This is a genomic window from Geodermatophilus siccatus (assembly GCF_900103785.1).
In the GTDB taxonomy this organism is placed as follows: Bacteria; Actinomycetota; Actinomycetes; order Mycobacteriales; family Geodermatophilaceae; genus Geodermatophilus; species Geodermatophilus siccatus.
Map to the genome: position 1 here is coordinate 152,772 of NZ_FNHE01000011.1, position 26,016 is coordinate 178,787.

The following is a 26,016-nucleotide window of genomic DNA, read 5'->3' on the forward strand; positions in this document are numbered from 1 at the left end:
CAGCCGCGTGACAGGGCCGTGCGAGGGGGCGCGGCCACCGTGAGGACCCGTGGAGGTGGAGGACGAGATGGCCGGTCGATCGGTGGACGCAGCGGCGCCGGCCCGGGCGGTCGGCGCGCCGGAGCGGGGCCGTGGGACGGCGACGCCGGTGGCGGTCCTGGGGATCGGTGCGTTCGCGACCGGCACCGACCTCTTCGTCGTGGCCGGGGTGCTCCCCGGTCTGGCCGACGACCTCGGGCTCACGGTCGGCACCGCCGGCCTGACGGGAACGGTGTCCGCGGCCGCGTACGCCGTCGGCGGCCCGGTGCTCGGCGCTGCGCTCGGCGCGCGCCCCCGGCGGCGGGTGCTGATCGGGTCCCTGGCGTCGTTCGGGGCGTGCACCGCGATCGCGGCGGCGGCACCGACGTTCGCGGTGCTCCTCGTCGCCCGGGTGCTGGGCGCCCTCGCGGCGTCCGTGCACGTGCCGGTCGCTGCCGCGGCAGCCGTCGCGGCGGTCCCGGCGCGGTCCCGTGGCCGGGCACTGGGGGTGGTCCTCGGCGGGGCCTCGGCCGCGATGGTCCTGGGTGCACCGCTCGGCGTCCTGCTGGCCGGGCTGCTGTCGTGGCGTGCGGCCTTCGGCCTGGCCGCTGTCTTCGCGGCCGGCGGCGTCGTCGTCCTGCTGTGCGGCGACGTCGGGTCCGGTCGGCTGCCCCCGTCGACGCTGTCCGAGCGGCTGCGCCCGGTCCGCCGCCCCGCGGTCGTCGTCACGCTGGGCGCGACGGTCCTGGTGATGGCCGGCTCGAACGGCGTGTACAGCTACCTCGGCGTGCTCCTGGACCCGGTCGCCGGACCGGCCGGTCCCGGCCTGGTCATGGCGGCGTTCGGCCTCGGCGGCGCGGCGGGAGCCCGGTGGGGCGGGATCCTGGCGGACCGGCTCGGGGACCGGCGCCTGGTCCTGCTGGCGGGAGGGGCGCTGACGGCGGCGGTCGCCGCGCTCCCGCTGGTGGCCTCGACCGGCGGCGCGCTGCTGGTCGTCGTGGCCGGGTGGGGGACCGCGGCCTGGGCGTTCACCGCGGCGCAGCAGCACCGCGTGCTCCGGCTGGGCGGGGACGCGGCGTCGGTGTCCCTGGCCCTGAACAGCGCGGCGACCCACGTCGGTTTCGCGGTGGGTGCGCTGCTCGGCGGTCTCGTCGTGGACACCGCCGGCCCCGGCCCGCTGGCGCTGCTCGGCGTCGCCCTCGGCAGCGCCGGACTGATCCTGCACCGATCCCTCGACCTGGAGGTCCGATCATGACCGAGTCCGTGACCGTCGTCGCCGAGCTGGGCACCGTCCTCGGCATCTGGGCGCACCCCGACGACGAGGCCTACCTGTCCGGCGGGCTGATGGCGCTGGCTCGCGACGGCGGCTCCCGCGTGGTGTGCGTGACCGCGACGCGAGGCGAGCTGGGCACCCCCGACCCGGAGGCGTGGCCGCCCCCGCGGCTGGCCGCGGAGCGCACCCGCGAGCTGGCGCGCTGCCTGGCGCTCCTCGGCGTCTCCGAGCACCGCTGGCTCGGGTACCGGGACGGCGAGTGCCCGGACGCCCCCGCGTCCGAGGCGGTCGCGGCCTTGTGCGAGGTGATCGACGAGGTCGCCCCGGACACCGTGGTGACGTTCGGCCCGGACGGCATCACCGGTCACCCCGACCACCGGACGGTGTCGGCGTGGGTGACCGCGGCGTTCGACCGGGCGGCCGCGCGGGGGGCCCGGCTGCTGTACGCGGCGGCCCCCGAGCGGCGGGTGCCCCGGTGGCAGGACCTGGACGAACGCCTGGGCGTCTACCTGCCGGGTTACCCCGTCGCGGTCCCCGACGAGCAGCTGGCGGTCGACCTGGTGCTGGACCCGGACACGGCAGCCCGCAAGGTCCGGGCGCTGGCGGCCCAGACGACCCAGACGGCCGGCCTCATCGCCACGATGGGGATCGACTGCTACACCGCCTGGGTCGGTGAGGAGTCGTTCGTCGAGCACCGGCGCTCGGCGCCGGTCGCCCAGCGGCCGGTCGCGGCGGTCACGCGCGGGTGAGCGTCGCATCCAGGTGACCTGAGGGACCGGGCTCTGCCCGAGGACATCCTGCACTCCAGGGCGCGGCTCAGCGAAGGGCACGCTCGTCAGACGGGTACGGAGTCGTAGCGGGAGGAGATCTCGCGGCGGACGACCGGGTCACGCAGGCTGTCACCGGGAAGCCGGCTGAGGGCCTTGAACATCTCGTGCAACCCGGCCGGGGCCATGATCGCCAGCAGGGTCCCGCCGCCTCGCCGCGCTGTGATCATGTGCGGGCTGCCGACCGGGACGAGGTAGTAGTCCCCGCGTCCTGCGGTGACCGCATCCCCGTCGCACTCGAAGTCGAACGTGCCGTCCAGGACGAAGAACGACTCACTGGTCCGCTGGTGCACGTGCGGGATCGTCCAGGGGCCCTCGTCCCCGCGGAACTCCGCCAGGGCGAAGGCGCCCCCGGCCTGGTCCTCGACCAGGACGCGCATCGAGACCACGCCCAGGTCGCAGATCTCCCCGGCGTCCTTGTTCACGTAGTACCCGGCCACTGTGACCGCCTCCTCCAGTGAGAGGAACCCACGATGCTGCGCCGTCCTCGGGCACTCCAGCCCAGAAAGTGAACCGCCCCGGTGACCCTCCGGGTGCCAGACTGCGGGGTGTGCGGACCTACGGTCAGTACTGCCCGGTCGCACGGACGGCCGAGCTGTTCGCCGAGCGCTGGACGCCGATCATCATCCGGAACCTGCTCGCGGGTGTGACGACCTTCGGCCAGTTGCTGGCCGGGGCGCCGGGCATCCCGAAGGCGCTGCTCGTCCAGCGGCTGGCCGGCCTGCAGAGGGCTGGCATCGTCGAGCGTCGCACCGGCCCCGGCCGCCGGGTCACCTACGACCTCACCGATGCCGGCCGGGACCTCAAGCCGCTGTGCGACGCGATGGGCGCCTGGGGGATGCGCTGGCTCGAGGTCGAGCCGCAGCACATCGACCCGGCCTACGTCCTGTGGGCCACCGCGCGACTGGTCGACGTCGACGCCCTGCCACCCGGCCAGGTGACCGTCCGGGTCGAGCTGCGCGAGGCAGCCGCCGGCCCCTACTGGTTGCTGCTGCACCGCCCCGTGGCCGAGGTCTGCACCCACTACCCGGGGACCTCCGAGGACCTGGTCCTCCGCACGGACGCCGACGCCCTCGCGCGCTGGCACCTGCGCGAGTGCAGCTACGCCCACCTGGTCCGTCAGCAGCGCATCCGGATCGACGGGCCGCCGGGCCTGGTCCGCGCGTTCCCCCGGTGGATCCGCCCCAGCCCGCACGCCGTGCACCGCATCCCTGCGTCCGCCCTGCCGTCCTCCTGAGCCCTTCCCGCAGGCAGCTGGGGGTCCTCCACCCGCGTCAGCCGCACTCAGTCGTCGCCGACCGCGCCTGGGGCCCAGGTCACCTCCGTGCGACGGTCACGCGCGGGTGAGGTTGCGTTCGATGGCCAGCCGCGCCACCTCGAGCACGGCGGCCCGGTCGGGGACCTCGACGGTGGCCGGCCGCGGTGGGGTGCTGCGGGCGGCGGCGTCGGGAGCCCGGTCGGAGGCCGCGTCGAGCAGGTCGGCCGGCTGCTCGTCGCCGAGCCGGCGGAGGAGGTCGGCGAGGTTGCGCAGCGTCGTCCACTGGTGGGTCCAGTTGCCGGTGCGGGCGAAGTAGTCGACCACCTCCCGGTACCCGACCAGCGCCTCACGGACCCGGCCGGCGTCGGCCCGTGCGGGGAGCAGCCCCACGGAGGCGATGCCGACGACGAAGGTGGCCCCCGCCGTCCGGGCCAGGTCGATGGCCCGGACGTAGTGGGGCTCGGCGCGGTCCCGGCGGCCGACGGAGGTCTCGATCTCCCCGGTGACGTAGGCACCGAAGGCCCGCATCGAGGGCGAGACCGCCTCGGCGAGCCCGCGGTCGTTGAGGCTCCGCGCCCGGTCGGCGTCCCCCGCGTAGGCCAGCGCGAGGGCGGCGATCCCGAGCAGCTCGCCGGGCCGGGCCCGGAGCGCGGCCGCGGCGAGGGCGTGCTCGGCGGCCTCGGCGTACGCCCCGCGGGCCAGGGCGACCACCGACAGCGGCAGCAGGCAGTACCCCGTCCCGATCGCGTCGGTCGCGCGATCCAGCCCCGCGCGGGCGAGCCGGACCGCCGTGGGGAGGTCGCCGCGGTGGTAGGCGGCCTCACCGGCCGTGCCCAGCACCGCGGCCTCCCGCGGGTGGCCGGTGAGCGCCGGGTCGGCGGCCAGCTCCTCGGCCCAGCTGCGGAGCTCGACGAGGTCGCGGTAGGTGACGGCGTCGTACAGCCCCAGGACCATCGCGATCGCGTCGTCGAGGGCGCCGCGGCTGCGGGCCGACCGCCAGGCGGCCCGCAGGTTGGCCACCTCCCGGCGCAGGACGGCGTCGGCCTCGGGCTCGCGGTCGGTGAGGGTGGTGGCGGCGAACCAGGCGGCCAGCTCGACCGCCCAGCGCTGCATGCGGTCGGTCGCGGCCTCCCGCTCTCCGGCCGCCGCCAGCCGGTCCAGCCCGAACGCCCGCAGCGTGTCGAGCATGCGGTAGCGCGCGCCCCCCTCCGCGATGTCGGCCTCGACCATCGAGGCGTCGACCAGGCGGGCCAGGACGCTCCCCGGGTCGCTGCCCAGGTCCAGGTCGGCGGCGAGCCGCTCGGCGGTCCCCAGGTCGACGCCGTCGACGAACACCGACAGCTGCCGGAACAGGCGCCGCTCGTCCTCGGAGAGGAGCTGGTAGGACCACTCGACGGTCGCGCGCAGCGTCCGGTGCCGGGCGTCCCCACTGGGGCGCCCCCCACCCAGCAGGTCCAGCGAGCGGGTCAGCCGGCTGCGCAGGTCCGTGAGGGAGAAGGTCGACAGCCGGCCGGCAGCCAGCTCGATGGCGAGCGGCATGCCGTCGAGCCGGTGCACGATGTCCGCCACCGTGCGCAGCTCGTCGGGTGTCGGTGGGGGGCCGGGGCGCACCCGGTCGGCCCGGTCCAGGAAGACCGCCACGGAGGGGACCCGGGCGAGGTCCCGGTCGCCGTCCGGGAGCGGGAGCGGGGCCAGCCGGACGACGCACTCGGCCGCCAGACCGAGCGGCTCCCGGCTCGTGGCGAGCACGGCGACCCGCGGGCAGGCGGACAGGACGGCGTCGACCGCGTCGCGGACCGCGTCCAGCAGGTGCTCGCAGTTGTCGACCACCAGCAGGCCGGGGCGGTCGCCCAGGACGGCGACGCAGGCCGCGAGGACGTCGCCCCGGACGACCTCCAGGCCCAGGGCCGCCGCCAGCGCGTGCGGGACGGCGGCCGGATCGGTGACGGGTGCGAGCAGCAGCGTCGCGGTCGTCCCGCTGCGTCGCGCGACCTCGACGGCGACGCGGGTCTTCCCGACACCGCCCGGCCCGACGAGCGTGACCAGCCGCTCGCTCTCCAGGCGCCGGTGCAGCGCAGCGACCTCCGCGTCCCGGCCGATGAGCCGGGTCGCGGGCCGGACGGACACCCGGGGTCCGGGTACCGGACCGGCAGCACCTCCGGCGACCTCCCGTTCCAGCTGGTCCAGCTCCGGTGACGGGTCGAGGCCGGTCTCCTCGGCCAGCCGCTGCCGGTACCCGCGCGCGGTCCGCAGCGCCTCGGGCGCCCGCCCGGTCGCCGCCAGCGCCCGCACCAGCAGCAGCACCGCGGGTTCGCGCAGCGGGTCGTCGGCCAGGGACGCGGCCGCCAGGCCCAGCACCTCCTCCGCCTTCCCGGCGGCGATCGCGCTGCCGATCAGCGCGTCGGTCACCTCCCGCAGGAGCCGCGTGCACTCCTCGACCGCGGCGGCGATCGGCAGGACGTCGGTGAGGTCGGACAGGACCGGTCCCCGCCAGAGGGCCCGTGCCTCCCGCAACACGGCGAGCGCACCGGCCGGGTCCTGCCGTCCGCGCGAGCGCGCCGCCGCGAGCAGCGCCCGCGCCCGCGCCACGTCGAGGGCGTCGCCCTCGAGCACGAGCCGGTAGCCGTCCGGCTCGGTCTCCAGCCGGGCCGCCGCGGAGCCGAGGTGCCCGCGCAGCCGGGACACGTGGCTGTGCAGGGCCTGGCGGCCCGACTCCGGCACCTCCGACGGCCACAGCGCGTCCACCAGGGTGTCCACCGGCACGGTCCGGCCCTCGGCGAGCGCGAGCAGGGCCAGCACTGCCCGTCGCTTGGGACCGCGCACGTCGACCACTCGGCCGTCGACGACCAGCCGCAGCGGCCCGAGCACCTCCACCCGGACCCCCGCCGCCTGGTCGCCCGACATCGCGCACCTCCGGTGCCCAGCGTGCCCGCCTCGGCCCCCGGACGGGAGGGTCGGCCGCCCTGTCAGCGGGCTGCCAGCGCCTGCGAGAGCCGTGACAGGGCCCGCGCCCACCGTCTGTCGCGACACCGCAGGACAGTGGAGGAGGACGAGATGGACCAGAGCAGGGTGACGGCGTTCCTCGAGCGCTTCGTCACCGACCTGGGCGCGGGTGGATCCGTCGGCGCGGTGGCGATCGGCCACCGGCTGGGGCTCTACCGCGCCCTGGCGCAGGGCCCGGCGACGCCCGAGCAGCTCGCCGAGCGCAGCGGGTGCCACCCCAGGTACCTCACCGAGTGGCTGCGCGGCCAGGCCGCCGGCGGGTGGGTGGGCTACGACGCGGCGACCGGCGCGTTCTCGCTCACCGAGGAGCAGGCGTTCTGCCTGGCCGACCCGAACGGGCCCAACCTGGCCGCGGCGTCCCTCGTCGTCCTCGGCTACCTGCGTGCGGAACCGAGGATCACCGAGGCCTTCCGCACCGGTGCCGGCGTCGCCTGGAGCGAGCACCACGAGGACGTCTTCGTGGGGTGCGACGCCTTCTACCGACCCGGCTACGTGGCCCAGCTGGTGCCGGACTGGATCCCCGAGCTCGACGGGGTCGAGGAGAAGCTGGCCGCCGGGGCGCGGGTCGCCGACGTCGGGTGCGGTCTCGGCTCGACCTCGGTGCTGCTCGCCCAGGCCTACCCGCGCACGACCGTCGTCGGCTCGGACTCGCACGCCGGGTCGATCGACCTGGCCCGCAAGAAGGCCGCCGACGCCGGGGTCGGCGACCGGGTGAGCTTCGAGGTGGCCTCCGCGCAGACCTTCTCCGGCAGCGACCACGACCTCGTGACGATGTTCGACTGCCTGCACGACATGGGGGACCCGGTGGGTGCCGCCCGCCGGGTGCGCGAGGCGCTGGCGCCCGACGGCACGTGGTTGCTCGTCGAACCGTTCGCCGGCGACACGGTGGAGGACACCCTCGACCCCGTGGGGCGGCTGTACTACAACGGCTCGACGTTCCTGTGCGTCCCCAACGCGCTCGCCCAGCCGGGCGGCCGCGCACTCGGCGCCCAGGCCGGTGAGGCCGCCATCCGCGAGGTCGCGGCCGAGGCGGGCTTCACGCGGTTCCGGCGGGCGGCGCAGACGCCGTTCAACCTGGTCTACCAGATCCGTCCGTAGCCCCCGGCCGGCGCCGCGGTCCCGGCCGGCGGGGGGTCAGCTCCCGCCGGCCGGCCCACCGAGGTGCGCCTGCTTAGGGGCCAGGCCGCGCAGGGCCTCGGTGGCGACCCGGTCCCGGTCGGCGCCGGCGGCCGCGGTGACCGCCGCGCCGACGAGGCCCTCGACCAGGGGAGCGGGGGAGAGGACCACCCGCTCGCGGACGTCGTCGTCCAGCAGTTCCAGCGCGGTCTCGGCGGAGAGGACGGCGCTGCCGAGGTCCATGAGGACGACGACGCCGTCCCCGCTGTCGGCCGCGGTGACGGCGTCGGCGATCGCCGTCGCGTCGGTGCCGAGGCCGCCGTCGACGTCCCCGGCCGCCACGCCGACGGCGAGCTCGCGGCCGGGCAGCATGCCGCGGGCGAGCTCGACGGCGGCGTCGGCGAGGGCGCGGCTGTGCGACACGACCACCAGTCCGACCGGCACCGCTCAGCCCTCGCCGGCCAGCGCGGTGGCGGCGGCCTGCACCAGCAGCGTCGACGAGGCCGCGCCGGGGTCGACGTGGCCGGCGCTGCGCTCACCCAGGTAGCTGGCCCGGCCCTTGCGGGCGACCAGCGGCTCGGTCGCGTCGCGCCCGGCCGCGGCCGCCTCGGCGGCGGCGCCCAGGGCCTCGCCCAGCGGCTTGCCGGAGCCGAGGGCCTCGTCGAGCGCGTCGCACGCCGGGCCGAGCGCGTCGAGCATCGTCTTGTCCCCGCGCTCGGCCTTGCCCCGGGCGACGACGCCGTCGTACCCGGCGCGCACCGCAGTGGCCAGGGCGCGGCCGTCGTCCCCGTCCAGGGCGCCTGCGGCGCGCAGGAAGAAGGTGCCGTAGAGCGGTCCGCTGGCGCCGCCGACCGTCTTGATCAGCGTCGTCGCGACCGTCTTGAGGACGGCGGCGGGGTCGTCCGAGGGGGTGGCCTCGAGGGCGGCGACGGCCGCGGTCATCCCGCGGTCGAGGTTGGCGCCGTGGTCGGCGTCGCCGATGGCGGCGTCGAGCTGGGTGAGCGCGTCGCGCTGCTCGTGCACCAGCCGGGCGAACTCCCGGACCCAGGCGGTGAGCGCGGCGGCGTCGACGGCGCTCATGCGCCCCAGCGCAGGGACGGGGTGCGCACGGGGGCGTCCCACAGCCGCAGCAGCTCGTCGTCGGCCTTGAGCAGGGTGACCGAGCAGCCGGCCATGTCCAGGCTGGTCATGTACGAGCCGACGAGGTTGCGGGCGACCCCGACCCCGGCCTTCTCCAGGACGGCGACCACCTCGGCGTACATGAGGTACAGCTCGAGGAGCGGGGTGCCGCCCATGCCGTTGACGAAGGCGATCACCCCGTCGCCGCCGGTCATGTCCAGGTCGGCCAGGACCGGCTCGAGGAGCATCTCGGCGACCTCCCGCGCCGGCGCCAGCGGGACGCGGCGGCGGCCGGGCTCGCCGTGGATCCCGATGCCGATCTCCATCTCGTCGTCCGGCAGGTCGAAGGTCGGCCGGCCGGCCGCGGGCACGGTGCAGGAGGTGAGCGCCATGCCCATGCTGCGGCCGTTGGCGTTGACCCGCTTGGCGATGTCGGCGACCTGGGCCAGCGGCCGGCCCTCCTCGGCCGCGGCGCCGGCCAGCTTCTCGACGAGGACGGTGACGCCGACGCCCCGCCGTCCGGCGGTGTAGAGGCTGTCCTGGACGGCGACGTCGTCGTCGGTGACCACCGCGACGACCTCGGTGTCGGCCTCGGCGGCCACCAGCTCCGCCGCCATCTCGAAGTTCATGACGTCGCCGGTGTAGTTCTTCACGATGTGCAGCACGCCGGCGCCGCCGTCGACGCCGCGGGTCGCCGCCACCACCTGGTCGGGGACCGGCGAGGTGAACACCTCCCCGGCGCAGGCCGCGTCGAGCATCCCCATCCCGACGAACCCGGCGTGCATCGGCTCGTGCCCCGAGCCGCCGCCGGAGACCAGGCCGACCTTGCCCCGCACCGGTGCGTCGGCCCGGAGGACGACGCGGTTCTCGTGGTCGACCCGCAGCTCGGGGTGCGCCAGGGCCAGGCCGCGCAACGCCTCGGGGACGACGTCCGCGGGGTCGTTGATGAGCTTCTTCATCGCAGCCTCCTGGCCTCGGCGTTCCCGGTGACGGGGGTCCCGGGGCAGGAGGCTAGGAGGGTGCACCGACGGGCACAAGCGAGGCCGGGGTCGTTCCCCGGTCCGCGTCACGGGACGACGACGACCGGCCAGCGGCTGCTGCGCACCAGGCGGTTGCCCAGCGACCCGAGCAGGCGGTGCCCCACCCGGGCCGAGGCCCCGACCACGACGAGGTCGGCCCGCAGCTGCGTGGCCAGGCGGCACAGCTGGGCGAACGGCTCGCCGCGCACGGCGACGAACTCGGCGCGGACCCCGGCGTGCGCGGCGTCGTCCTCCACCTGCGTGCGCAGGTCGGCGGTCCGCTGCGCCATCGTCTCCCGGATCGGCCACGGCTGGTCGGGGGAGAGCAGCGCCATCACCGGCGGGGTCTCGACGTGGACCACGACGAGCCGGGCGCCCTCGCGACGGGCGACCCCCGCGGCGTACGCGCCGGCCCGCGCCGAGGGCGGCGACCCGTCGAAGCCCACGACCACCACGGACGGGCCGTCGGTGCCGAGCTCGAACGCCGGCCGCTGCGGCGCGGCCTCCTCAGCCATGGTGCCCGCCGATCCGGCGGGGCCGGTCCTGCGGGCAGGGCGACGACGCGGCGGACGGCGACGACGCGGAGGACGGCGACGACGCGGAGGACGGCGTGGCCCGCTCGGGGGACGGCGTCGCCGTGGGGGTCGGCTCGGGGCTGGGCGTCGCGGACGGCGCCGGTCCTGCGGCGGACGACGACGGCGGGGCGGGTGCTGCCGCGGCCTGCGCCTCGGGGACCGGGGCGGGCGGCGTCGCGACGGCGGCCGGGGTGGCGGGCTGCGCAGCCGGGGCGTCCGCGTCCGCGTGCGCGGGAGCGGCTGCGGGCCGCGGCCGCGGCGCGGACGGTGCGGTGGGCACGACCGGTCCGGCGTCCGCCGGTCGTCGGCTGGTGGCCGGTGCCGTCGCGGCGTCCTCGGGCACGTGGGCCGCCTCGGTGGCGCCGGTCGGCATCGCAGCGGCCGGGCCGGGAGTGCCGCGCGGTGCCGAGGCGGCCGGCAGGGCCGTGTCGGCGGGGCCGGGTCCGGCCGGTGCGGGCTGCTGGTCGCCCGCGGTGCCGGCCAGGACGGCCCCGCCAGCGATGACCGCGGCTGCCGCCCCGGCCGCCAGGGCGAGCCGGCCGCGGCGCGTCGCGCGCGGCTCGGGGGACCGCCGCGGCTCGCCGCCCAGGATGCGGAGGGCGGCCACCGCCGGCGGGCTGAGCCGGGTCCGGCCGGCGCGGAGCTCCGCGAGCACGACGCCGGCGAGGTCCTGACGCAGGTCGTCTGCGTCGGGCATCGGACAGCCTCCTCGGGCGCGGTGGGGTCGAGCGGTCAGTCGGCCAGCACGGCCTGGACCTCGAGCTCGACGAGCAGGTGCGTGCCGACGAGGGAGAGACCCAGCTCGACGGCCTGGTTCCAGTTCATCCGGAAGTCCTCGCGGTCGAGCCGGGCGGTGGCCGTGAAGCCCGCCCGGACGCCGCCCCACGGATCGGGGCGGGTGCCGCCGTAGCGCAGCTCCAGCGGCACGTCGCGGGCGGTGCCGGCGAGGTCCAGCCGGCCGTGCACGGTCCAGCGGCCCGGCCCCGCGGGCTCGACCGCGGTGCCGGTGTAGCGGACCTCGGGGAAACGCTCGACGTCGAGGAAGTCCGCCGAGCGCAGGTGGGCGTCGCGCTGGTCGTTGGCGGTGTCGATGCTGGCCGCGTCGATCACCGCCTCGCACCGCGACCCGTCGAGCGGCTCGGCCACCACGATCTCGCCGGAGAAGTCGCGGAACCGACCGTGCACGGTCGAGAGGGCCAGGTGCCGGGCGGTGACCTCGATCGTGGAGTGCGCCGGGTCGATGACCCACCGGCCGGCCCGCGGGGTGCCGGAGTCGCCGGGGCGGCTCAGCACGAGCAGCCCGAGGTCGGTGCCGGCCGGTCCGGTGGCCACGGTGCGTGCGACCGGGACGCACCCGGGGGCGGCCACGATGACCGTCGCCGTCCCCGGAGCGGGGACCGGGACGGCGAAGCGGCCCGCGGCGTCCGCGGCGGCGCGGCCGAGCTGCCGGCCGGTGCCGTCCACGAGCGTCACCGTGGCCGCCTCCAGCGGCTCGCCGTCCCGGCCCAGGACGGTCCCGGTGACGGCGTCCCGGACGTCCGGCCGACCGGCGCTCACCGCAGCGCTCCCAGCGTCATGTCGTGCGCCACCTCGGCCCCGGCGGGCAGCCGCAGCGCCTCGGCGACGGGGGCGAAGCCGCTCGCGGTGACCGTGTAGTCGCCGGGCAGCAGGTCGGCGAAGGCGTAGCCGCCGTCCCCTCCGGTGCGGGTCGTGGCCAGCACGGTGCCCCCGTCGTCGAGCAGGGTGACCGTCGCCTCCGGCAGCGGACGCCGGTCGCTGGCGGCGCGGACCGTGCCGGTGAGCCGGGCGCCGCCCACGAGGACGAGGTCCCGGACGACGGTGCCGCCGTCGGGCAGCTCGACGGTGCCGGCGACCGGCTGGTGCCCCGGCGCCTGGGCGGTCAGGGTGTAGACCCCGGCCAGCAGCTCGCCGAGCCCGAACGTCCCGTCGGTGGCGGTCGTGGTGCTCGCCACCACGTCGCCCTGGACGTCGGTCAGGGTGACCAGCGCCCCGGGCAGCGGCCCGCCGGTCGCCCCGCACACGGTGCCGCGGACCTCGCCGCTGCCCGCCAGGACGACGTCCCGGTGCACGGCGGAGTCGGCCACGGCGACCATGGCGGCGTTCGGGGCCAGCTGCGGCGCGGCGGCGATCAGCAGGTAGGTGCCGCCGGTGGCCGGCCGCAGGCGGTAGCCGCCGTCGTCCCCGGTGCTGGCGCGGTCGACCTGCCGCCCGGTGACGTCGGCCAGCGTGACCGAGGCGCCGGCCAGCGGCCGGCCGTCGCCGCGCAGCACCCGGCCCAGCACCAGCCGTCCGTCCGCGTGGTGTGCGTTGCCGTCGGCGCCGGGCGCCACGCCGTTCGCGCTCGCGGCGGCGGCCGGGGGGACGGGCTGCGTCTGCGGCGCGCGAGGGGCCTGCGCGGCGGCGGCCGGAGCGGCGGCCGCGGGAGCGGCCTCGCCTGCGGTGTTGCTGCGGCGCAGCGGCACCTCCTGGATGAACAGGACGGCGAGCACCGCGACCGCGGAGATGACCGCCGCGAAGACGAACACGTCGCCGATGACGTCGCCGTAGACGGCCCGGACCAGGCCCTGCACCGGGGCGGGGAGCCCGGTGAGGTCGAGGGACTCCGAGCCGCCGCCCTGCGGTGCGGGCAGGCCCATCGCCACCAGGCCCTCGGCCACCCCGTCGCTGACCCGGTTGGCGGCGATCGAGCCCAGGACCGAGACGCCGGCGGCACCGCCCATCGAGCGGAAGAAGGTGACCACGGAGGTCGCGGCGCCGATGTCGCGCAGGTCGACGGTGTTCTGCACCGCCAGGACCAGGTTCTGCATGGTCATGCCGACGCCGAGGCCGAGCAGCGCCATGTAGGCGGCCATGACCGCGTAGTCGGTCTCGTGGTCGATCGTGCCGAGCAGGCCCATGCCGGCGACCAGCAGGATCGAGCCGGCCACCAGGTAGACCTTCCACTTCCCGAACCGGGTGACGAGCTGGCCGGAGACCGTGGAGGAGACCAGCAGCGCGCCGATCATCGGGATCGTCGCCAGCCCCGCCTTGGTCGGCGACCAGCCGCGGGCGATCTGGAAGTACTGACCGAAGAAGACCGAGGCGCCGAACATCCCGACGCCGACCGCGATCGAGGCGATGATCGCCAGCGCGGTGGTCCGGTCCCGCACGATGGGCAGCGGGATGATCGGCTCCCGCACCCGGCTCTCGACGAGCACGGTGAGCAGCAGGGCGACGAGGCCGCCGCCGGCCATGACCGCCGACTGCCAGGAGACCCAGTCGAACTCGTTGCCGGCGAAGGTCACCCAGATGAGCAGGTCGCTGACCGCGGCGGTGACGAGCGTGGCACCCAGCCAGTCGATGCTCACCGTCCGGCGCACGGTCGGCAGGTGCAGCGTCTTCTGCAGCAGGACGAGGGCGATGAGGGCCAGCGGCACGCAGGCGTAGAAGGTCCAGCGCCAGCCGAGCCACGAGGTGTCGACGATGACGCCGCCGAGCAGCGGGCCGCCCACGGTGGCCACGGCCATGACCGCGCCCAGGTAACCGGAGTACCTGCCCCGCTCCCGCGGCGGGATCATCGCCCCGATGACGACCTGGACCAGGGACTGCAGGCCGCCCATCCCGATGCCCTGGAGCACCCGGAACCCGATGAGCATGCCCATCGACTGGGTGAGGCCGCAGAGCGCGGAGCCGATGACGAAGATGACGATCGCGAGCTGGACCAGCAGCTTCTTGCTGTAGAGGTCGGCGAGCTTGCCCCAGATGGGCGTCGACGCCGTGGCCGCCAGCAGGGCCGCGGTGACGACCCACGTGTACTGCGACTGGGTGCCCTCGAGCCTGGCGGTGATCGTCGGCAGCGCGTTCGCGACGATCGTGGTGCTGAGCAGGCCGACGAAGAGGGCCATCAGCAGGCCGCTGAGCGCCTCGAGCGTCTCGCGGCGCGTCATGGCGGACTCGACGGCGACAGGCCTCGTGGCCCGGTGGGTGGTGCTCATGCAGTGTCCTTCGCGAATGACGGCCGCCGGCCGTGCGCAGGTACCAGGGAGGCGGTCGGCGCTTCACTCGGCCGCCGCACAGGTTGTATTACGCAACGATATGCGGAGGTCTTCCCGGAGGCCGCCGAGACGTGCGTCACGTCGGCTCACGCCGGGCCGCCGGCCGGTGGACGGCGCGGCTGACTGGTCCTCGGGAGGTCGGTCCGCGTGCGAAGTCGTCTCGCGATCCGGTCGTCGAGGTCAGCCGTCCGGTCCTGCGCATCCCGGGAGCAGCGGCTGTAGTCCCACGTTGTCCGCACCCAGGCCGCTCACCTGCACGTTCTCGTTGTGCTTCCTGCCAGATCGAACGTGTGATCGGACCCGTGGACGACGGGATGCAGGGCACGCCGAGTGCCGCTGCGGCCCCTGTCGTGGGGTGGGCGGCCGGGCCGCTGGGTGCGGTGCAGGCCGCGGACCAGGAGATCGCCCGGCAGACGGCGATCAAGGCCCGGGCGGTGGCGGCGTTCGCCGCGTCCCGGCCCGCCGGTGCCGACCGGGCCCAGGGGGAGCGCGGGCCGATGTCGGCCGAGCGGTGGGCCGCCCGGCCGGAGGTGCTGCGGTCGGTGTCGGAGTGGGCCACCCCGGAGCTGGCGATCGCACTTGACCTCACCCAGCAGGGCGCGGAGAAGGAGCTGGCGCGATCCCTCACGCTGGTGTCCCGGCTGCCCGCGACGCTGGCGGCGCTGGAGTCGGGGGTGGTGCACGCCGGGATCTGTGGCACCTGTTCGAGCACGTCGCCCCGATCGCCGATGAGCGGCTGCGTGCGGAGGTGGATGCCGAGCTGCTGGCCTGGCTGGCCGGACGGCACCGGGTGACCTCGCCGGCGCAGCTGGGTGACAAGGCGCGCCGGCTGGTGGCGCAGCGGGATGCCGCGGCGGCCGGCCGGCGGCTGGCCCGGGCGCTCAAGGAGCGCGGCGTGTCGGTGCGCCCGGAGCGGGCCGAGGGCATGGCGGCGGTGAGCGTGTACTGCACCCTGCCGGAGGCGCGGGCGTTCCACGCCGCGCTGGTGCAGTGCGCCGAGGCGCTGGTGGATGAGCCGGGTGCGCCGGTGCGCACCCGCGGGCAGCAGATGGTCGACGCACTGCTGGAGCTGGTGCTGCGCCCCGGGGAGACCGAGCTGCCGCCGGTGCGGGTGCTGCTCACGCTGGTGGCCTCGGTGGCCACCATGCTGGGTGGGGATGCGCCGGCGGAGCTGGACGGGGAGGTGCTGCCGGCGGAGATGGCCCGCCGGCTGGCCCACGCCTTCGCCGGTGTCGACCCGGTCGACGGCGCGGCCGGGCCGGGGTCGGCGGTGGCGTGGCAGGAGGCCGAGCAGGCCGAGCTGGCCGCCTGGTGGGACGAGGTGGAGCGCCGCCTGCTCGCCGGCGAGCTGCCCGACGAGCCCGAGTGGGACCCGAATCCGCTGTCCGCCGCAGCGCCGGGCACCGCGCCACCGCCGGACACCGACCCGGCGCCGTCCCCGGGCACCGACGCACCGCCGGACGCCGAGGCCCCAGCGGGCGCCCACCGAGCACTGGGCACTGCTGCGTCACCGCCGGACACAGATCCAGCACCGGATGGCTGGTGGGCGACCGCGGACCGGGCCGTGCAGAACGCCGATGCGGCGGTGCGCGCCGCCCGGATGGCACTCGGCCACGCCGCCCGCAGCGTGCGCACCGAGCGGGCCGACGCCGCCGACCGGGCCGCCTGGACCGCGAGCCCGGCCGGGCGGGCCGACGCCGCGACCGACGCCCTCGGTGCGCTGGCCGCGGCCGCGGACGCCCGGCGCGCGCAGCTGGCCGCGCTGCTGGACCGCACCGCCGGCGGCGGGCTGGCCGACCGGCCCCGGCTCGCGCTCACCGACGCGGTCAGCGGCGCGCTGCTGACCCTGACCGACCTGCCGGCACTGCGCCGCACCGGCGCCTGCGGCAGGCCCGCCTGCCGTCGCCTCGAGGCCTGCGGCCACGACCTGACCGGCCGGCCCGGCCTGACCCGGCCCGGCGCCACGAACGGCTACCGGCCGGGGGCGGCGCTGGACCGCCACGTGCGCGCTCGGGACCGGCGCTGCCGGTTTCCCGGCTGCCGCCGCCGGGTGCCCGTTGCCGGCGAGCTGGACCACCACCGGCCGCACGCCGCCGGGGGGACGACTGCCGCGGCCAACCTGGCCGGCTGCTGCACGAGTGACCACCGCGGCAAGCACCAGGCACCGGGCTGGACCGACACCCTCGCGGCCGACGGCACGCTGACCGTCACCACCCCCACCGGCCTGACCGCCGTCACCGAACCACCGCCCCACTGAGCCGAGCGGGCCCGGGCCGTGGCCGCCCGGGCCTGAGGCGGCACGACAGCCACGCCCCGACCGCACGAGGCCGCACGCTGCAGGGAGGGAGACCCCGAACGCTCCGCGGCGAGGGCCCGAACCGGTGGCCGGTTCGGGCCTCGCTGCGGCAGAGACGGTGCGCCCGGCAGGAGCCGAGCGGCTCAGGTGGTGGGCGACGAGGTGCTGGTGCCGTCCTCGGTCGGGTCCTGGTCGGGGTCGTCGTCCGGGAAGTCGAACGGCGGCGTCGGGTTCTGGCCCTCGGCGGACACCGGCACGTCGACGGTCACCTCGCCGGCCTCGCCGAAGGTGAAGGTGACGGGGATCGACTGCGACGAGCGCAGCTCCCGCCCCAGGTCCAGCAGCGTCACGTCGGGCGGTCCCTCGGCCCCCACGTAGAGGGTGTCCTCGGCGTCCACGGTCAGCGGCAGCCCCTGGCCCTCGGCGGTCTCGACCCGCACCCCGCCGAAGTCCGGCCCGCTGATGTCGGTCAGCGTGACCGGCTCCCCGCCGGTGTTGGTGACCGCCATGAACAGCCGTGCGTCCTCGCCGGCCTCGTGCACGCCGTCCAGCGGGTACTCCAGCTGCACCTGCTGCAGGCCGACGTCGTCGTCGAGCCGGACGTCGGGGCCGACGGCGCCGCCCTCGACCTCGGCGGGATCGTCCGACAGCGTCTGGTCCGGCTCGGTGCTGCCGCAGCCAGTCAGGGCGAGCAGCACGCCGGCGGCGCCGGCCGCCAGCCGCATCCGGGGGAACGGCAGTGGACATCGGGCGGTCATCGAGCGGGCCTCCTGTCGCGATCGGGGTCATCGGGACCGAGGGGTTCGAACCCCTCGGTCCCGATGCGTGCCCGGTCGGCCGAGGCTGGTCCCGCGCGGGCCCTGAGGTGTTATGGAACCGTCATGTCCCGCGCCGGGCTCAGAACCAGCCCCGCCGGGCGCCGAGCTGCCGGACGGCGGCGTCGAGGTGCGCGGCCACGGTGCGGACGTCGGTGTCGGAGTGGCTCAACCGCAGCCGGCCGCCGACGTCCCGTCCCTCGCTGAGCAGCCCGCCCCGCCGGTCGACCTCCAGGACGACGTCCACGCCCTGCGGGTCGGCGAGGAAGGTGACCTCCAGCTCGTTCACCCGGCCTCGCAGGCCGGGCGGCGGGCTGAACTCGACCTCCTGGTAGAAGGGCAGCTCGCTGCCGCGGACGTGGCCCTTCTCCACGTCGGCGCCGCGGAAGGCGAAGCCGAGACCGTCGAGCGCGTGCAGCACGGTGCGCTGCACGGGCAGCGGCAGCACGGTGACCGGGTCGAGGTCGCCGGGGTCGACCGAGCCGGGGATGTCGACCCGGGTGCGCAGGCCGACGCGCATGCCGCGCAGGTGCCAGCCGTCGATCGCCGTGATCGGGCACTGCCACGGCACCGGCAGGCTGAACGGGACCTGGTACTGCTGGCCCGGCTCCAGCCGCCCGGCCCCGGCGATGGCGGCGGTGCCGAAGGTGACCTCCTCGCGCCACGAGGAGTCGCCGCTCTCCACCTCCACGGTGGCCTGCAGCGCGACGCGCACCTCCGTGACGTCCTGCGGCACCGTGCCCCCGGTGACGTGCACGGTGCCGGTGACAGCGCCGCCCGGGGTCGTCTCCGGCCGGTCGAGCACGGTCTCGACGCCGGCGCCGCCGGAGCCCAGGCGCGCCATCATGCCGCGGAAGGCCATCGGTCCTCCTCGTTCGTGGGGGTCGTCGGACGGGGTCGGGATCACGACGGTCGGAGCCTGTCACGGGGCTCGTCCGCGTGTCACCGCCCCGTGACCAGGGCACCGGGTCCGGATGGACCTCCCACCGGCACCGTCACCGAGGAGGGGAACGTGAGGGAGACCTTCAGCCTGGGCCGGATCGCCGGCATCCGCGTCGGCGTGAACGCCAGCGTCCTGGTGATCGTGCTGATCATCGCCGGGGGACTGGCGTTCGGCCGCTTCCCCCCGGTGCTGCCCGGCCGCGGTGCCGCCGCATACGTCGTCGCCGCGTTGGCCGCCGCCGTCGCCTTCCTCGCCTCGCTGCTGGCACACGAGCTGGCCCACGCCCTGGTGGCCCGCCGCAACGGGGTCGAGGTCGAGGGCATCACCCTGTGGCTGCTGGGGGGCGTGGCCCGCCTCCGGGGAGGGGCCCGCACGCCCGGGGCGGAGTTCCGCATCGCCGGCGTCGGCCCGCTCACCAGCCTCGTCCTCGGCCTCCTCCTCATGGCCGGTGCTGTGCTGGCGCGGCTGGCGGGCGCCGACGGGCTGCCGGTCGCCGTCCTGGAGTACCTCGCCGGCATCAACGTGGTGCTCGCCGTCTTCAACCTGGTCCCGGCCGCCCCGCTCGACGGCGGGCGGCTGCTGCGCGCGTTCCTGTGGCGCCTCCGCGGCGACGCCTGGTCCTCGGCGGTGACCGCGGCGCGGGCGGGCCGGTTCTTCGGCTTCGCCCTGATCGCCCTGGGCTTCCTGCAGCTGGTCACCGGCCGGGGGTTCGGCGGGCTGTGGCTGGCCCTCGTCGGGCTGTTCGTGGTGAACGCGGCGACCGCCGAGGAGCAGCACGCGCACGTGTCCGGCCGCCTGGGCGGGCTGACCGTCGGCGCGGTCATGAGCAGCCCCGCGCTGGTCGCCGACCCCGACCTGGCCGTCGAGCGGTTCCTGCACGAGGTGGCGCTGGTGCGGCGCTTCAGCACCTATCCGCTCGTCGACAGCTCCGGCGCACTCGTCGGCCTCGTGACGCTCAACCGGTTGCGCTCGGTCCCGCCCGCGGCCCGGGCCACGACCCGGCTCCGGGACGTCGCCTGCCCGTCGCCGGAGATCCCGGTCGCCCGGCCCGGCGAGCCGCTGACCGAGCTGCTGCCGCGCATGGAGGGGTGCAGCGACGGCCGCGCGGTCGTCCTCGACGACGGCCGGGTCGTGGGCGTCGTCTCGCCGAGCGACGTCGCCCGGACCCTCCAGCTCGCCGACCTCGCCGCCTTCGACCGCTACCCGTCGGCAGGCGGCGGGGCCGACGTCGCCCGCGTGCCGGACGCGGGCCGGCCCTGACCGGCCCGGCCCTGACCGGCCCTGACCGGCTCTGCCCTCGACCGCCCGGGAGCGGGTCAGGCGCCGCCGGCGAAGCGGCGCTCGGCGCGGGCGACCAGCACCGGGTAGAGCCGCGGCGCCAGCCGGACCAGCAGGTCGACGACCTTGGCGTCGTTGCCGACCAGGATGCGCGGCCGGCCGGCCTCCACCCCGTCGACGACGATCCGCGCGGCCTGCTCGGGCGGCATCCGCAGCAGCTTCTCGTTGTACCGACGGTGCCGGGCCTCCTCGGCGGCGGTGACCTCCTGGCCCTGCGCCTTGGCGTGCTCCCACGCCGCCGTGGCGATGTTGGTCCGCACCCCGCCGGGGTGGACGACGCTGACCTGCACCGGGTGCCCGGCGGCCAGCAGCTCCGCGCGCAGGCTCTCGGTGAGGCCGCGCACGCCGAACTTGCTGGTGCAGTACGCCGTCATGCTGCCCTGGCCCATGATCCCGTTGAGGCTGGAGACGTTGACGACGTGCCCGTCGCCGGAGGCGATCAGGTGCGGCAGGAACGCCTTGGTGCCGTGGAGGACGCCGAACAGGTTGATCGACAGGACCCGGTCGTACTCGGCCCAGTCGGTGTCGAGCACCGCACCGCCGCCCGCGACACCGGCGTTGTTGTAGACCTGGTGGACGACGCCGAAGTGCTCCGCCACCGCGGTCGCGTACGCCTCGACGGCCGCGCGGTCGCTGACGTCGAGCCGGGCGGTGTGCACCTCCGCGCCCAGCGCCCGGGCCCGGTCGGCGGTCTGCCCCAGGCCCAGCTCGTCGACGTCGGACAGCGCCAGGCGCGCGCCGCGCCTCGCCAGCTCGAGGGCCAGCTGCCGGCCGATGCCGGAGCCGGCGCCGGTGACGACGGCGACCTTGCCGCGCACGGTGCTCATCGGGGGTCTCCTGAGGGGGTCGAGCGGGCGAGGTCGGTGGTGAGCTCGACGAGGCGGTCCACGACGCCGGGCGCCAGGTGGTGGCCCATGCCGGCGATCTCGACGTGCCGCGCCCCTGCGATGGCGTCGGCGGTGGCCCGCCCGCCGGTCGGGTGCACCATCAGGTCGCGGTCGCCGTGCACGACCAGGGTGGGCGCGGTGATGCGGGCCAGCTCCGCCGTCCGGTCGCCGGAGGCCTGGATGGCGCCGATCTGCCGGGCCACCGGCGCGCCGGCACCGGAGTCGCCGCCGCGGTGCCACACCGCGGTCGCCCAGGCCCGCTCGACCTCCTCGTCGGGCGGGAAGGCCGTCGAGCCGAGGTGCGCCAGCATCGCCAGGTGCCGCTCGACGGACGCCTCGACCGTGCGCGCCGGGCTCCTGGCCAGCCGCAGCAGCGTCGAGCGGGCCGGCTGACCCACCCGCCGGTGCCCGGTGGTCGAGAAGATCGACGTCAGGCTGAGCACCCGCGCCGGGTGCCTCGCCGCGACGGTCTGGGCGATCATGCCGCCCATCGACATCCCGACCAGGTGCACCTGCTCGATGCCCAGGGCGTCGAGCAGGCCCACGGCGTCGGCGGCCACGTCGGCCAGGTCGTAGGCGTCCGGCCGCGGCCGGGCCAGCAGCTGGCGCAACCGGCCGGGCGGCGGGACGCCGATCCGCGAGGACCGGCCGGCGTCGCGGTTGTCGAGGCGGACGACGCGGAAGCCCCGCTCGACGAAGCCGTCGACCATCCGCTGCGGCCACGAGGTGAGGTCCAGGCCCAGGCCGGCGATGAGCAGCAGCGGCGTCCCGTCGTCCGGCCCGTCGATCCGGTGGCAGATCCGCGGGCCGGCCGGGAGGTCGACGAAGCGATCCGTGTCCTGCGCCGTCGCTGTCATGCGGTCACCACCGCGCGGTCGGCGGAGCGGGACAGGTGCAGCTCGGGGTCGGTGACGCTGTCGGCGCGCAGCAGCTTGACGTCGGCCGAGTAGCTCATCGAGGTCAGCCACGGCATCCGGTCGCCCTGGCGGGGCAGCTGGTCGACCGCACGCTGGATGTAGCCCGCGGCGAAGTCGAGGAACGGCCGGGTCGGCATGTCCGGGTCGCTGGGCTCGGGCCGGGCCACGTCGTACCCGTGGGCGTCCATGTACGACAGCAGCCGGCAGAAGTGCTCGCAGAGCAGGCCGATCTTCAGCGTCCAGGAGGAGTTCGTGTAGCCGATCGCCAGCACGAAGTTGGGGACGCCGGAGAGCATCATCCCCTTGTAGGCGACCGTGTCGGGCAGGTGCACCGGCTCGCCGTCGACGGTCAGCGAGATGCCGCCGATGGCCTGCACGTTGAGCCCGGTCGCGGTGACGATCACGTCGGCCTCGAGCTCCCGGCCGGAGGCCAGCCGCACGCCGTCCTCGGTGAAGGTCTCGATCCGGTCGGTGACGACGTCGGCCGTCCCGTTGCGGATGGCGCGGAACAGGTCCCCGTCCGGCACGGCGCACAGCCGCTGGTCCCACGGGTCGTACGGCGGGTTGAAGTGCACGTCGACCGGATAGCCCTCGGGCAGCTGCTTGGTGTTCACCCAGCGGATCAGCCGGCGGGCCGCCCTGGGGTACTTCTGGCAGAACCTCCAGATGCCGATGCCGCGGGCGATGTTCTTGCGCCGGGTCAGCGCGAAGGCGCGCTCCTCACCCAGCAGGGCGCGCAGCCGGTCGGCGAGGGCGTCGTTGCGCGGGACGGGCATGACGTAGGACGGCGTGCGCTGCAGCATCGTCACGTGCCCGGCGGTCCCGGCCATCGCCGGCACCAGGGTGACCGCGGTGGCGCCGCTGCCGATCACCAGCACCCGCTTGCCGGCGTAGTCGAGGTCCTCGGGCCAGGCTTGAGGGTGGACGACCGGGCCGCGGAAGCGCTCCCGGCCGGGGAAGACGGGCGTGAAGCCCTCGTCGTAGCGGTAGTAGCCGCCGGCGCAGAACAGCCAGCCCGCCGAGAGCTGCAGCCGCTCGCCGGTGTCGGTGCGCTCGACGTCGACGGTCCAGCGGGCGTCGGCGGTCGACCACGAGGCCGCCAGCACCCGGTGGGAGTACCGGATGTGGGCGTCCAAGCCGTTCTCGGTGATCGTCTCGCGCAGGTAGGCGAGGATCCGCGACGCGTCCGCGATCGACTGCTCGTCCCGCCATGGCTTGAACTCGTAGCCGAAGGTGTGCAGGTCGGAGTCCGAGCGGATGCCGGGGTAGCGGAACAGGTCCCAGGTGCCGCCGGAGGCCGCGCGGGCCTCGAGGACGGCGAAGCTCTTCGCCGGCAGCTCGGTCTTCAGGTACCGGCCGGCCCCGATGCCGGAGATCCCGGCCCCGACGACGAGGACGTCGAGGTGCTCGACCGGCGTCTGCGTGGTGGTCACCCGTCCGACTCTCCGTGGTGGGCACCACTTGCGCCACTGCATCGTGCACCACGATGCTCACCACGTGGTGCAGTCTGCTGCAGGCGGGCGGTGGCCCGAGGTCTCCCCTCGGGTGCGGGAGCTCTTCCGGAGGGGTGCCGAGGTGGCCCTCGACCCCCACGACGCGTGGGTCGAGGAGCTGCACACGGCCTCCCTGGGCGGGCCGCGGATGCGGCCGGTCGCCGAGGACCCGGTCCTCGCCGCGGCGACCCGGCGGGTCAGCCTGGCCAACCTGCTGCACTGGGCGGCGGCCAACGTGCAGCACCCGGGACGACGGGTGCCGCCCAACACCGGGCCGGAGTCGCTGGAGGCGGCGCGTGACCTGGTGCGCCGGGGCCTGGACGAGTCGGCCCTGGACGCCTACCGCGCCGCCCAGGGCGTGGCCTGGCGGCGGTGGATGGAGATCTGCTTCGAGCTGACCTCCGACCCCGCCGAGCTGCGCGAGCTGCTCGACGTCTCCGCCCTGTCCATCGCCACCTTCATCGAGGACACCGTCGCGGCCACCTCCGAGCGGATGCGGGCCGAGCGCGACGAGCTCACCCGCGGCGCGCACGCCGAGCGGCGGGCCGCGGTCAGCCTGCTGCTGGAGGGAGCCCCCATCAGCCGGGCCCGCGCCGAGGCCCAGCTCGGCTACGGCCTGGCCGGCCCGCACACCGCCGTCGTCGTGTGGAGCCGATCGGGGACGGCCTCCGACCAGCTCGAGGCCGCGGCCGAGGCCGTCGTCCGGGCCGGCGGGGCCGCGCACCGGCTGACCGTCGTCGCCAGCGCCGCCGCGCTGTGGGTCTGGCTGCCGGTGGCGACCGCGCCGAACGCGGGGCAGCTCGCCGACGAGCTGGCCGCGCACCCCGACGTCCGGGTGGCCGTGGGCCGCCCGGGCCGGGACGTCGACGGCTTCCGCCGCAGCCACCTCGACGCCGCCACCACCCAGCGCATGGTCGCCCGGCTGACCAGCCCCCAGCAGGTGGCCCGCTACGAGGACGTGCAGCTGGTCGCGCTGCTCACCGCCGAGCCGACGCAGACCGACGAGTTCCTCGCCGACACCCTGGGCGGCCTGCTGCACGCCGACGCCGACACCCAGCAGGCGGTGCGGACCTACGTCCGCGAGCTCGGCAACACGTCGCGCACCGCCGAGCGGCTCTACACCCACCGCAACACGGTGCTGCGCCGGCTGGCCCGCGCCGACCAGCTGCTGCCGCGCCCGCTCGCCGAGAACGTCGTCAGCGTCGCCGCGGCGCTGGAGGTGCTGCGCTGGCGGGGGACCGCCCACTGAGCCTCAGCGGACGCGCAGCAGCACCTTGCCGGTGGCCCGGCGCTCGTCGAGCTCGGTGACCGCCGCGGCGGCGTCGGCGAGGTCGTGCACCGAGCCGAGGACCGGGGCGAGGGCGCCGCGCTCGAGCAGCGGCTGCAGGTCGCGCCACTGCTCCTGGACGTAGCCGGGGTCGCCCGTCCAGAACGCGCCCCAGCCGACGCCGACGACCGAGACGTTGTTCAGCAGCAACCGGTTGACCTTGACCGTGGGGATCTCCCCGCCGGTGAAGCCGAGGACCAGCAGCCGGCCCTCCCGCGCCAGGCTGCGCAGCGAGTCGGTGAAGCGGTCCCCGCCCACCGGGTCGGCCACGACGTCCACGCCGCGGCCGCCGGTGAGCTCCTTGACCCGGTCGCGGAACCCGTCGGCGAGCACGACCTCGTCGGCGCCGGCGGCCCGCGCGGTCTCGCCCTTGCCCTCGCTGGACACCACCGCGAGCACGCGCGCGCCGTAGGCCTTGGCCAGCTGGATGCCCGCCGTCCCCAGGCCGCCGGCGGCGCCGTGCACCAGCACCGTCTCGCCCTCGCGCAGCTGACCGCGCCGGCGCAGCGCGAAGTGCATGGTCAGGTAGTTCATGGGCAGCGCCGCGCCCTGCTCGAAGCCCACGCGGTCGGGCAGGGGGAAGACCAGGCCCGGGTCGGCCGCGGCCACCTCGGCGAACCCGCCGAAACCGGGGAAGGCCGCCACCCGCTGCCCGGGCCGGAAGCCGCTGCCCTCCGGCGCGCTGCGCACCGTGCCGGCGACCTCGCTGCCGGGGACGAACGGCAGCTCCGGCTTGACCTGGTACTGGCCGCGGCTGAGCAGCACCTCGGGGAAGGTCACCCCGGCGACGTGCACGTCGATCAGCACACCCGCGTCCGCGTCGGGCTCGGGGACGTCGACGACCGAGATGGCCGAGGGGCCGTCGAGGGTGGCGATCTGGGCGGCGCGCACGGGTCCTCCTGGACAGTGGGGGTGCTCAGGCGGCGAGCTTGTCAGAGCGCGGAACCGGGGTCGCACCGCGGGGTGGCGGCCTCAGTCGGTCTCCGGCTGCTCCGTCGACTCCGGTCCGACGGCGGGGGCGGCGCCGCCGAGCTCCGTGCTCCGTGTCGACTCCGCGTCCTCGAGCCTCGGGACGCGCGGGTCGTCGGGCAGCGGGGGAGCGCTCTCCTGCGGGCCGTCGTCGCGCGGCGGGGTGCTCTCGGTGTCCATGACCCCCGGGGTACCCCGCCGGGCGGCGGACTCATCCCCTGGCGAGCCGGCGCAGCCGGCGGACCGGCTCCCGGACGGCACACAGCGTCAGCCGCACCGGCAGGGTCGCGACGGCCTGACCGACCCGGACGCCGAGGCGCCACAGGTCGGCGTAGTCCGGCGGCCGGGGCGCGGTCGGCGGAGGGTCGGGCGGGGGCGGCGTCGCGGGCACGATGAGGTCCACCGTCGTCCGGCGGCGCGTGCTGCGCAGCGACTCGAACGACGGGATCGCCGGCGCGGCGGGCGACTCCTCGTCGTCCGGGTGGGTGTTCGGCGGAGCGAGCCGTTCCTCGCGCTGGCCCCCGGGCGTGCGGCCGGGCGGCTCCGGGACGACGCGGCGGATCGCCGCGATGCTGCCCGGGCCCAGCCCGTTGACCGCCCGGAGGTCGGCCCGGGTGAGGCCGGCGAGCTGCGCGGTCGTGGTGATCCCGGCCCGGGCCAGTGCGGTGACCGCCCGCGCGGGCAGGCCGAGGTCGCTGACTGTCTCCCCGGGCGCGGTCCCCGGCGACGTGGTCGGCATGGTGTCCAACCTAGGACCGGCCGCCCGGC

25 protein-coding genes are annotated in these 26,016 nt (G+C 76.3%); 8 read left to right on the plus strand and 17 right to left on the minus strand.

Annotated features, from left to right (window positions below; genetic code table 11):
- The first annotated feature begins 49 nt into the window (after positions 1–49).
- Both BLS21_RS19415 and BLS21_RS19420 read left to right on the plus strand, forming a co-directional pair.
- Complete coding sequence (locus tag BLS21_RS19415) at positions 50–1,273, plus strand: MFS transporter (protein WP_091222350.1); 1,224 nt, start codon at positions 50–52, stop codon at positions 1,271–1,273.
- Positions 1,270–2,040, plus strand: a complete 771-nt coding sequence (locus BLS21_RS19420) for a PIG-L deacetylase family protein (RefSeq protein WP_091222353.1) — start codon at positions 1,270–1,272, stop codon at positions 2,038–2,040. The genes BLS21_RS19415 and BLS21_RS19420 overlap by 4 nt, the downstream gene beginning before the upstream one ends.
- Before the next feature lie 86 nt (positions 2,041–2,126).
- Here the strand turns inward: BLS21_RS19420 and BLS21_RS19425 are convergent, their stop codons facing one another.
- Complete coding sequence (locus BLS21_RS19425) at positions 2,127–2,558, minus strand: cupin domain-containing protein (protein WP_091222355.1); 432 nt, start codon at positions 2,556–2,558, stop codon at positions 2,127–2,129.
- Between the two features lie 110 nt (positions 2,559–2,668).
- Here BLS21_RS19425 and BLS21_RS19430 point away from each other — a divergent pair, with 110 nt between their 5' ends.
- Positions 2,669–3,355, plus strand: a complete 687-nt coding sequence (locus BLS21_RS19430) for a winged helix-turn-helix transcriptional regulator (RefSeq protein WP_175479652.1) — start codon at positions 2,669–2,671, stop codon at positions 3,353–3,355.
- 96 nt (positions 3,356–3,451) lie between these two features.
- On the opposite strand, the gene BLS21_RS19435 is transcribed toward BLS21_RS19430, so the two are convergent.
- Positions 3,452–6,280: an ATP-binding protein gene (locus tag BLS21_RS19435; protein ID WP_091222360.1), complete on the minus strand. Its 2,829-nt coding sequence runs from the start codon at positions 6,278–6,280 to the stop codon at positions 3,452–3,454.
- A 150-nt stretch (positions 6,281–6,430) separates the two neighbouring features.
- Between BLS21_RS19435 and BLS21_RS19440 the strand changes: the two genes are divergently transcribed.
- Entirely contained in the window at positions 6,431–7,477 is a 1,047-nt protein-coding gene (locus BLS21_RS19440; protein WP_091222516.1) for a class I SAM-dependent methyltransferase, read from the plus strand.
- A gap of 36 nt (positions 7,478–7,513) precedes the next feature.
- On the opposite strand, the gene dhaM is transcribed toward BLS21_RS19440, so the two are convergent.
- From dhaM to BLS21_RS19475, 7 genes are all read right to left on the minus strand, one after another.
- Positions 7,514–7,939 (minus strand): dihydroxyacetone kinase phosphoryl donor subunit DhaM, encoded by a 426-nt coding sequence (dhaM, locus tag BLS21_RS19445; RefSeq protein WP_091222362.1) that lies wholly within the window; start codon positions 7,937–7,939, stop codon positions 7,514–7,516.
- Between the two features lie 3 nt (positions 7,940–7,942).
- A complete protein-coding gene (gene dhaL / locus BLS21_RS19450; protein ID WP_091222365.1) occupies positions 7,943–8,575 on the minus strand; it encodes a dihydroxyacetone kinase subunit DhaL in 633 nt (210 codons plus the stop codon).
- Entirely contained in the window at positions 8,572–9,573 is a 1,002-nt protein-coding gene (gene dhaK / locus BLS21_RS19455) for a dihydroxyacetone kinase subunit DhaK (RefSeq protein ID WP_091222367.1), read from the minus strand. Before dhaK ends, dhaL begins: the two co-directional genes overlap by 4 nt.
- 107 nt (positions 9,574–9,680) lie before the next feature.
- Entirely contained in the window at positions 9,681–10,148 is a 468-nt protein-coding gene (locus BLS21_RS19460) for a universal stress protein (RefSeq protein ID WP_091222369.1), read from the minus strand.
- On the minus strand, positions 10,141–10,905 hold the full coding sequence (locus BLS21_RS19465; RefSeq protein WP_091222371.1) for a hypothetical protein: 765 nt from the start codon (positions 10,903–10,905) through the stop codon (positions 10,141–10,143). The genes BLS21_RS19460 and BLS21_RS19465 overlap by 8 nt, the downstream gene beginning before the upstream one ends.
- A gap of 35 nt (positions 10,906–10,940) precedes the next feature.
- Positions 10,941–11,765 carry a YceI family protein gene (locus tag BLS21_RS19470; RefSeq protein WP_217636211.1) on the minus strand — a complete coding sequence of 275 codons (825 nt, stop codon included), beginning with the start codon at positions 11,763–11,765 and terminating at the stop codon, positions 10,941–10,943.
- The gene (locus BLS21_RS19475; RefSeq protein WP_091222374.1) at positions 11,762–14,203 is read right to left on the minus strand and encodes an MFS transporter; all 2,442 of its coding nucleotides are present in this window, start codon (positions 14,201–14,203) and stop codon (positions 11,762–11,764) included. Before BLS21_RS19475 ends, BLS21_RS19470 begins: the two co-directional genes overlap by 4 nt.
- A 362-nt stretch (positions 14,204–14,565) precedes the next feature.
- Here BLS21_RS19475 and BLS21_RS26010 point away from each other — a divergent pair, with 362 nt between their 5' ends.
- Both BLS21_RS26010 and BLS21_RS19480 read left to right on the plus strand, forming a co-directional pair.
- A complete protein-coding gene (locus BLS21_RS26010; protein WP_245700595.1) occupies positions 14,566–15,057 on the plus strand; it encodes a hypothetical protein in 492 nt (163 codons plus the stop codon).
- Complete coding sequence (locus BLS21_RS19480) at positions 15,012–16,520, plus strand: HNH endonuclease signature motif containing protein (protein WP_245700597.1); 1,509 nt, start codon at positions 15,012–15,014, stop codon at positions 16,518–16,520. Before BLS21_RS26010 ends, BLS21_RS19480 begins: the two co-directional genes overlap by 46 nt.
- Before the next feature lie 182 nt (positions 16,521–16,702).
- On the opposite strand, the gene BLS21_RS19485 is transcribed toward BLS21_RS19480, so the two are convergent.
- Complete coding sequence (locus tag BLS21_RS19485; protein ID WP_139177218.1) at positions 16,703–17,317, minus strand: copper chaperone PCu(A)C domain-containing protein; 615 nt, start codon at positions 17,315–17,317, stop codon at positions 16,703–16,705.
- A 139-nt stretch (positions 17,318–17,456) separates the two neighbouring features.
- Positions 17,457–18,236, minus strand: coding sequence for a sporulation protein (locus BLS21_RS19490; protein ID WP_091222379.1), 780 nt, complete (start codon positions 18,234–18,236; stop codon positions 17,457–17,459).
- A 150-nt stretch (positions 18,237–18,386) separates the two neighbouring features.
- Here BLS21_RS19490 and BLS21_RS19495 point away from each other — a divergent pair, with 150 nt between their 5' ends.
- A complete protein-coding gene (locus BLS21_RS19495; protein WP_091222382.1) occupies positions 18,387–19,577 on the plus strand; it encodes a site-2 protease family protein in 1,191 nt (396 codons plus the stop codon).
- A gap of 56 nt (positions 19,578–19,633) precedes the next feature.
- On the opposite strand, the gene BLS21_RS19500 is transcribed toward BLS21_RS19495, so the two are convergent.
- Genes BLS21_RS19500 through BLS21_RS19510 form a run of 3 tightly spaced genes read right to left on the minus strand, consistent with a single transcriptional unit; the run spans position 19,634 to position 22,892 of the window.
- Positions 19,634–20,482: an SDR family NAD(P)-dependent oxidoreductase gene (locus tag BLS21_RS19500; protein ID WP_091222384.1), complete on the minus strand. Its 849-nt coding sequence runs from the start codon at positions 20,480–20,482 to the stop codon at positions 19,634–19,636.
- Positions 20,479–21,399: an alpha/beta fold hydrolase gene (locus BLS21_RS19505; RefSeq protein WP_091222387.1), complete on the minus strand. Its 921-nt coding sequence runs from the start codon at positions 21,397–21,399 to the stop codon at positions 20,479–20,481. The genes BLS21_RS19500 and BLS21_RS19505 overlap by 4 nt, the downstream gene beginning before the upstream one ends.
- Positions 21,396–22,892, minus strand: coding sequence for a flavin-containing monooxygenase (locus tag BLS21_RS19510; RefSeq protein WP_091222389.1), 1,497 nt, complete (start codon positions 22,890–22,892; stop codon positions 21,396–21,398). The genes BLS21_RS19505 and BLS21_RS19510 overlap by 4 nt, the downstream gene beginning before the upstream one ends.
- Before the next feature lie 112 nt (positions 22,893–23,004).
- On the opposite strand from BLS21_RS19510, the gene BLS21_RS19515 reads away from it, so the two are divergent.
- Positions 23,005–24,201, plus strand: a complete 1,197-nt coding sequence (locus tag BLS21_RS19515; RefSeq protein WP_245700599.1) for a PucR family transcriptional regulator — start codon at positions 23,005–23,007, stop codon at positions 24,199–24,201.
- Positions 24,202–24,204: 3 nt separating this feature from the next.
- Here BLS21_RS19515 and BLS21_RS19520 read toward each other — a convergent pair whose 3' ends face one another.
- The 3 genes from BLS21_RS19520 to BLS21_RS19525 all read right to left on the minus strand — a co-directional run bounded on the left by BLS21_RS19520 (position 24,205) and on the right by BLS21_RS19525 (position 25,987).
- Positions 24,205–25,170 carry an NADPH:quinone oxidoreductase family protein gene (locus BLS21_RS19520; RefSeq protein WP_091222395.1) on the minus strand — a complete coding sequence of 322 codons (966 nt, stop codon included), beginning with the start codon at positions 25,168–25,170 and terminating at the stop codon, positions 24,205–24,207.
- A gap of 81 nt (positions 25,171–25,251) precedes the next feature.
- Complete coding sequence (locus BLS21_RS25290) at positions 25,252–25,428, minus strand: hypothetical protein (RefSeq protein ID WP_175479653.1); 177 nt, start codon at positions 25,426–25,428, stop codon at positions 25,252–25,254.
- A gap of 31 nt (positions 25,429–25,459) precedes the next feature.
- Positions 25,460–25,987 (minus strand): DNA-directed RNA polymerase subunit alpha C-terminal domain-containing protein, encoded by a 528-nt coding sequence (locus tag BLS21_RS19525; RefSeq protein ID WP_091222398.1) that lies wholly within the window; start codon positions 25,985–25,987, stop codon positions 25,460–25,462.
- Positions 25,988–26,016: the final 29 nt, after the last annotated feature.